Source organism: Peribacillus sp. NPDC060253, from assembly GCF_042727425.1.
Lineage (GTDB): Bacteria > Bacillota > Bacilli > Bacillales > DSM-1321 > Peribacillus.
The window spans coordinates 1-5504 of sequence record NZ_JBHXAS010000198.1; the positions used below are offsets into that span (position 1 = coordinate 1).

The following is a 5504-nucleotide window of genomic DNA, read 5'->3' on the forward strand; positions in this document are numbered from 1 at the left end:
TAAAATTAAAAGGCATGAGCCCGGTAGATTACCGGATTCATGCCCTCAAGGCTGCCTAATTAAATAAAGTGTCTAACTTTTTGGGTTCACTTCATCCATACAGTTCTTTTTTTATTTAATTTATCTTCTTTATATAAAAGGGAATTAATGGTATCGGGAAGCTAAATTTTATTTCCATTGACCTTATCGGTTATAATGGAGTTGGAAGTCTTCGCTCGCGATTATGTGGAGACCCGAATTTTATATTATCTGAGGTTAGTATACCTTATTTATCAAAGGAGTTTATTCATCATGCATGTGCTACAAAAAACACAAAAAATAGTTCGCTATCAGAATCAACAAGGCAATATACATTACGGTATTGTTGAGGATGATGATATAATTTTACAACTCTCTAGCAGTTTTGCTGAACTTGTCAACAAGGAAATAGAGTATGACGGGGTAAAGGTAAAATATAGTGACGTGAAAATTTTAGAACCTGTAAAACCTTCTAAAGTGGTTAATTTCGGTTGGACATATGCAGGTCATGCGAAGGAAACAGGGGGAGAGGCAAACCTTGTAGAACCATTTCTATTCTTAAAGCCATTATCTGCGCTTATTGCAGACAAGGAGAAAATTATCCTTCCTCCAAACGATCTATCCAACCAAGTGGAGCTTGAAGGTGAAGTAGCCCTAGTCATTGGAAAGCGCGGAAAAAACATTAAAGAAGAGGATGCGCTTGATTATGTGTTTGGTTGCACGATATTTAATGACGTCACAGCAAGAGATCTTACAAAAAAAGATCCACAGTTTACGCGGGGCAAAGGATTTGATACATTCGGACCTTTGGGACCGTGCATCGTTACCGGGGTAGATCCTACAAATTTGCGGATTGTGACCACTTTAAACGGCCGTGTTGTCCAAGACGGGAATACCAATGAAATGTCTCTAAGTATTCCGTATTTAATCAGCTGGCTTTCACAGGTAATGACACTGGAGCCCGGTGACATTTTGGCAACGGGTTCACCATCTGGCAGCTGCCCGATCAAGTCGGGGGATGAGGTCGTTGTTGAAGTCGAGAATATCGGTCGATTGTGTAATGCTGTTCAGTAGGATATGCCAGCATTTTCACTAACCAAAAATGAAAATGTTCATAAATAAATGAGCCGACTTTTTAATATGTTACAGGGGACATCGCAATAAAAAGAGAGAAATATAGTTGAGTTTTGAATCATTCCTTCATGAACTAACGGTCCGTTAGCTGAAGTTAGGAGCTGTCTTTAAGGCAGCTTTTTTTTTATTCAGCTATCGCGTTAAGTTAGTTGAATAAGCTATGTAGACACTAACTGAATATGTAATGGAAAAAGGGAATTTTTGACGGTTGTGTGAACAGGTAGGATTAGTGACTAGACATGAAGAATACCTACTTTATCAAAAGGGGGCTTCTTTAATGGAAAAAGAAAACTTACTACCTGTAAAATGTTCGTGTTGCAAAAAAGAATTGGACGCAATAGACTTGGTCATCATCAATGAATCACATCAGCTGACGCACATTCAATGCCCTTATAAAGGAGAAGTAGCAATTATTGATGTAGGATATTTTAATGCTGTATCCCGAAAATATCTGACCCGTACGCATGAAAAAGTTAAGTAGGGGCATGTAAAGTCCATGGCTTTACAACTAAAAGGTATATTACTTCAATAAAGAAGGCAGGTTGCTTAGGCAGCCTTTTTCTAATGGCACTAACGGTGCAGTTTAGTTGAATAAAGGGTATAAAAACAATGCCAGAGTTTTCATTTAACTTAAAAACTCAGCATCCTTATTTTATAAACAATGACATTAATGTAGGCTTTTTTTCATACTATATTTTTGGGGTGAAAAAATGCCAAGAGTAAGTTATCGAAGTTCAGACGTGGACTTAATGGCAAGGATGATGAGAGCAGAAGCCGAAGGTGAAGGATTACAAGGGATGTTATATGTTGGAAATGTGATTGTTAATCGTCTTAAAGCAGATTGTTTGGACTTTAAAGAGTTAAGATCAATTCCACAAGTCATTTATCACGTACAAGGAGGAAATTATTCTTTTGAAGCTGTTCAAAAAGGTAATGTATTTTATCAAAGAGCGAGAACTGCTGAAAAAAGATTAGCAAAACAGAATTTGGATTATTGGAGAGAACATCCAGGGAAATATGCTCTTTGGTATTTTAATCCATATGCACCATGCCCTCCAACGTGGTATAACCAACCTTTTGCTGGTCAGTATAAAAATCATTGTTATTATGAACCAATAGCTGGGACATGTGAAAGTGTTTATACTGGTTAGGTTGTCTAAGAGTTTTTATTGATCCTGGAGTTTTATTGTGATTTTTCCTTTTTGGTGCTACGAATACAAATTTTTTAGTCGTAGGGCTAGTGCCAGCCATATTCATTCCATGCAACTCCTGTTTGTCATGTAACAGGTGGCGGTTGAAAAAAGCTGCCGCATCCTATTTTATCTATCGTTGTTTCATTGTGAAAATTTTATCTTACGAAATAAAAAGGGAACTTCCTGGTTTGCAGGCGTTCCCTTTTTATATATCAAACATTTAGTAATAGAAATTTATCCAAGAAAGCAAGATTTTGAAATGAACTAAAAGGTGTATGAACTGAGGATCAAAGCTGCTTAAGGCAGCTTTTTCTTTTTGTAACTATCAGACCAGGATATTTTAAGAAATAATGGTAAAATAAAACACGGTGAGGTGATATAAAATGCAAGGTTGGCTTTATGGCTTATATGCTCTTATAATAGCAATAATCTCTATAGTTACAGGGGAAGTAGTAACATTTATTATGCTAGGATTGATATTAATTAGCCTTCAAAATATTCATGCTACATTAAAGGAGATACTGAAAATTAATAAAGAGAAAATTGATTAAAGGGTGCTTTACTTCAATAAGGGAGTTGCTTCGGTAGCTCTTTTTTCTTATAGAGCTAAAGGTCGTGGTTTCAAATGATCTTAAAGTTGCCTATGCCCTGTTGGTTTTCATGGTAATTAAAAATAAAAGCAGACGGTACATAGAGAATCTTATAGAGATTCTATGGACCATCTACTTTTAAATGAACGTAAAATTGTTGAGGCATTTCATATTTGCAATAATATTACCAGCTATTTTTCAAAACAATTTTTCCTATCGCCTTGCCTGACTCCATATACTCATGGGCTTTTGAGACTTCATCAAACGTAAAAATGTTTGAATCCAAAAGCGGACGCAGGTTCCCTTCTTCAACCAGCCTAGCAACCTTCTTCAAAATTTCTCCATGATGTTTATGCATGTCCTTGTTTAATATCTTCAACAACATAAAGGTAACATGAAGAGAAAGTCCCTTTGAATGCACGGGGGAGAGGTCATGAGTCGAACGAGCAGCAATGGCTGTTACTGTTCCATGGACTGCTGCTGCCTCAAAAGAGCGATCAAGGTTTTCACCCCCTACCGTGTCAAACACGACGTCAAATCCTTTTCCGTTTGTATATTTTTGTACATAGTCAAGAACGCTTTCTTCTCGATAATTAATCGTTATATCAGCACCAAGGCGTGTGCCAATCTCCAGCTTCTCTTGCGAAGAGGCAGTTGTATAGACTGTCGCTCCTCCCCATTTGGCTAGTTGAATGGCGATGTGTCCTACACCACCGGTGGCACCATGGATCAATATATTTTGTCCAGGTATGAGCCTAGCACGATTAAATAATGCTTCCCAAGCGGTTATGGATACTAATGGTAAAGCTGCGGCTTCTTCCATCGTCAAATTCTTCGGCTTATGAGCAAGTAAATCGGCATCTGCAAGCATAAACTCTGCAAGTGCTCCGCCAGTCCCTCTAAATCCACCGGCGCATCCAAACACTTCATCGCCCATTTTAAATTCGGTTACTCCTTCACCCACTGCAGATACCACCCCTGACACATCTCCGTGTAATACTGCTGGAAACTCAGGTGCAACGGCTGGAACTGCACCAGCACGGACTTTCGTATCAATAGGATTTACACTTGTAGCCTTTACTTGAATAAGTACATGTCCAGGTATCAGTTCAGGTTTTGAAATCTCTTTATATTGAAATGCGGATGGTTCACCAAAAGATTGAATAATTTGTGATTTCATAGTAGTCACTCCTTTTTATTTGCCTAAAAATGGGGAAATATCTCATTACCTATTGATGGTCAGAATGATTGGTATGTGCTAAGAAAAAAGCTAATATAACCTGCGTTTACTTCCCTTTGACCTTGATGATCCAAGCTGCTACTCTAATCTATGTCTAGGTGATTTATTAAATCGTAAATACCTGTAAAAAGAAACCGGATGGTTCCTATGGTAAATGGAGGGGATGACAGAAGACCAAATTTAACAGAAACAGCTCCAGATGCTTATATAATGGTAAATAATATCCCCGAAAACAATCTATTACCCTCCCCTCGAAACGATCATAAAAGTGATTCCTTGTTATGAGATGATCTGGTACCAATCCAATGCTGTGCCAGCTAGTGACATTCTTATCGGATTTTTTTACGTAACATCTGTAATGGTGAATAGTCCAAAGAGAGGGAATATTTAGTCTTTACTTGCAAAATCAATGATACTTTATATATTATAATTTTAAAAGTACGCACAATTTTGTGGAATAGGATAAAATTTGTAATATAGTATACAATTTGATACTTAAAAAAATTGGGGTGTTACTATGAAGGACTTTAAAACAGAAATGTGTCCTGATACCACAGCTTGCCCTGTTGCCATTACAGTAGATGTGATAGGCGGCAAATGGAAAGGAATCATATTATATAACTTAATTTCCGGACCTAAACGTTTTAACGAGTTAGGGAAACTTATGCCCTATACCACAAAACGTATGTTAACATTACAACTTCGGGAATTGGAACAAGATGGTATTGTATATCGTGAAATATATCGAGAGATTCCTCCAAAAGTCGAATATTCTCTTACTGCATTTGGGGAAACATTAAAACCTATTATCTACCTCATGCGAGATTGGGGAGATAGGTACGAAAATGAGATTTTAATGAAACGAAAGACCTCAGAAAAAGTGTAGCATCAATAGGTTCTCGCCGACAGATGATGTACGTTCATTCTGAAGGAGGACAGCGGAAGGAACATTTTGCTTTTCTTTCCGTGATAAAAAATCATATTCTGACCAACGGGTGCTAATTTAGTTAAAAAAGATTACGAAAAAATGTACTTAAACTAACACGTGCGGAAGCTGAAGATCGGAGCTGTCTTTATGGCAGCTTTTTTGTATGAAAATACATTAGTAAAAAAGCCATGCTAAAATAAACCCTCCATATTCTCATTTTTTTTGATGGGGGTAATGAACTATTGCGTTATTTTAACTGGTTATGCAGTTTGTTGTTCAGATGGAGCAATTTTATAGCCTTTCTTTTTTAGGTATTCGATCATTTTTAATTCTTTGTTATTTTGTTTTTCTTCAAGGTAATTTGAGCCTAGTTCATGATAAGGTTCTCCTGTTTTTAAGAT

6 protein-coding genes are annotated in these 5504 nt (G+C 37.1%); 5 read left to right on the top strand and 1 reads right to left on the bottom strand.

Annotated features, from left to right (window positions below; all coding sequences use genetic code 11):
• Nucleotides 1–291: 291 nt before the first annotated feature.
• The 4 genes from ACFWE9_RS25660 to ACFWE9_RS25675 all read left to right on the top strand — a co-directional run bounded on the left by ACFWE9_RS25660 (nt 292) and on the right by ACFWE9_RS25675 (nt 2896).
• Entirely contained in the window at nt 292–1092 is an 801-nt protein-coding gene (locus ACFWE9_RS25660; protein ID WP_230162593.1) for a fumarylacetoacetate hydrolase family protein, read from the top strand.
• Between the two features lie 337 nt (nt 1093–1429).
• A complete protein-coding gene (locus ACFWE9_RS25665; protein ID WP_230162595.1) occupies nt 1430–1633 on the top strand; it encodes a hypothetical protein in 204 nt (67 codons plus the stop codon).
• A 229-nt stretch (nt 1634–1862) separates the two neighbouring features.
• A complete protein-coding gene (locus tag ACFWE9_RS25670) occupies nt 1863–2303 on the top strand; it encodes a cell wall hydrolase (RefSeq protein ID WP_230162597.1) in 441 nt (146 codons plus the stop codon).
• Nucleotides 2304–2728: 425 nt separating this feature from the next.
• Nucleotides 2729–2896 (top strand): hypothetical protein, encoded by a 168-nt coding sequence (locus ACFWE9_RS25675; RefSeq protein ID WP_230162600.1) that lies wholly within the window; start codon nt 2729–2731, stop codon nt 2894–2896.
• A gap of 223 nt (nt 2897–3119) precedes the next feature.
• Here ACFWE9_RS25675 and ACFWE9_RS25680 read toward each other — a convergent pair whose 3' ends face one another.
• On the bottom strand, nt 3120–4115 hold the full coding sequence (locus ACFWE9_RS25680; RefSeq protein WP_230162602.1) for a zinc-dependent alcohol dehydrogenase family protein: 996 nt from the start codon (nt 4113–4115) through the stop codon (nt 3120–3122).
• Between the two features lie 577 nt (nt 4116–4692).
• Between ACFWE9_RS25680 and ACFWE9_RS25685 the strand changes: the two genes are divergently transcribed.
• Complete coding sequence (locus tag ACFWE9_RS25685) at nt 4693–5061, top strand: winged helix-turn-helix transcriptional regulator (RefSeq protein WP_290370655.1); 369 nt, start codon at nt 4693–4695, stop codon at nt 5059–5061.
• Nucleotides 5062–5504 lie beyond the last annotated feature (443 nt).

Excerpts from the sequence above, each read along its gene's own strand:
- ACFWE9_RS25685 (WP_290370655.1), top strand. The coding sequence starts at position 4,693 with ATGAAGGACTTTAAAACAGAAATGTGTCCTGATACCACAGCTTGCCCT.
- ACFWE9_RS25675 (WP_230162600.1), top strand. The coding sequence starts at position 2,729 with ATGCAAGGTTGGCTTTATGGCTTATATGCTCTTATAATAGCAATAATC.
- ACFWE9_RS25670 (WP_230162597.1), top strand. The coding sequence starts at position 1,863 with ATGCCAAGAGTAAGTTATCGAAGTTCAGACGTGGACTTAATGGCAAGG.
- ACFWE9_RS25665 (WP_230162595.1), top strand. The coding sequence starts at position 1,430 with ATGGAAAAAGAAAACTTACTACCTGTAAAATGTTCGTGTTGCAAAAAA.
- ACFWE9_RS25680 (WP_230162602.1), bottom strand. The coding sequence starts at position 4,115 with ATGAAATCACAAATTATTCAATCTTTTGGTGAACCATCCGCATTTCAA.
- ACFWE9_RS25660 (WP_230162593.1), top strand. The coding sequence starts at position 292 with ATGCATGTGCTACAAAAAACACAAAAAATAGTTCGCTATCAGAATCAA.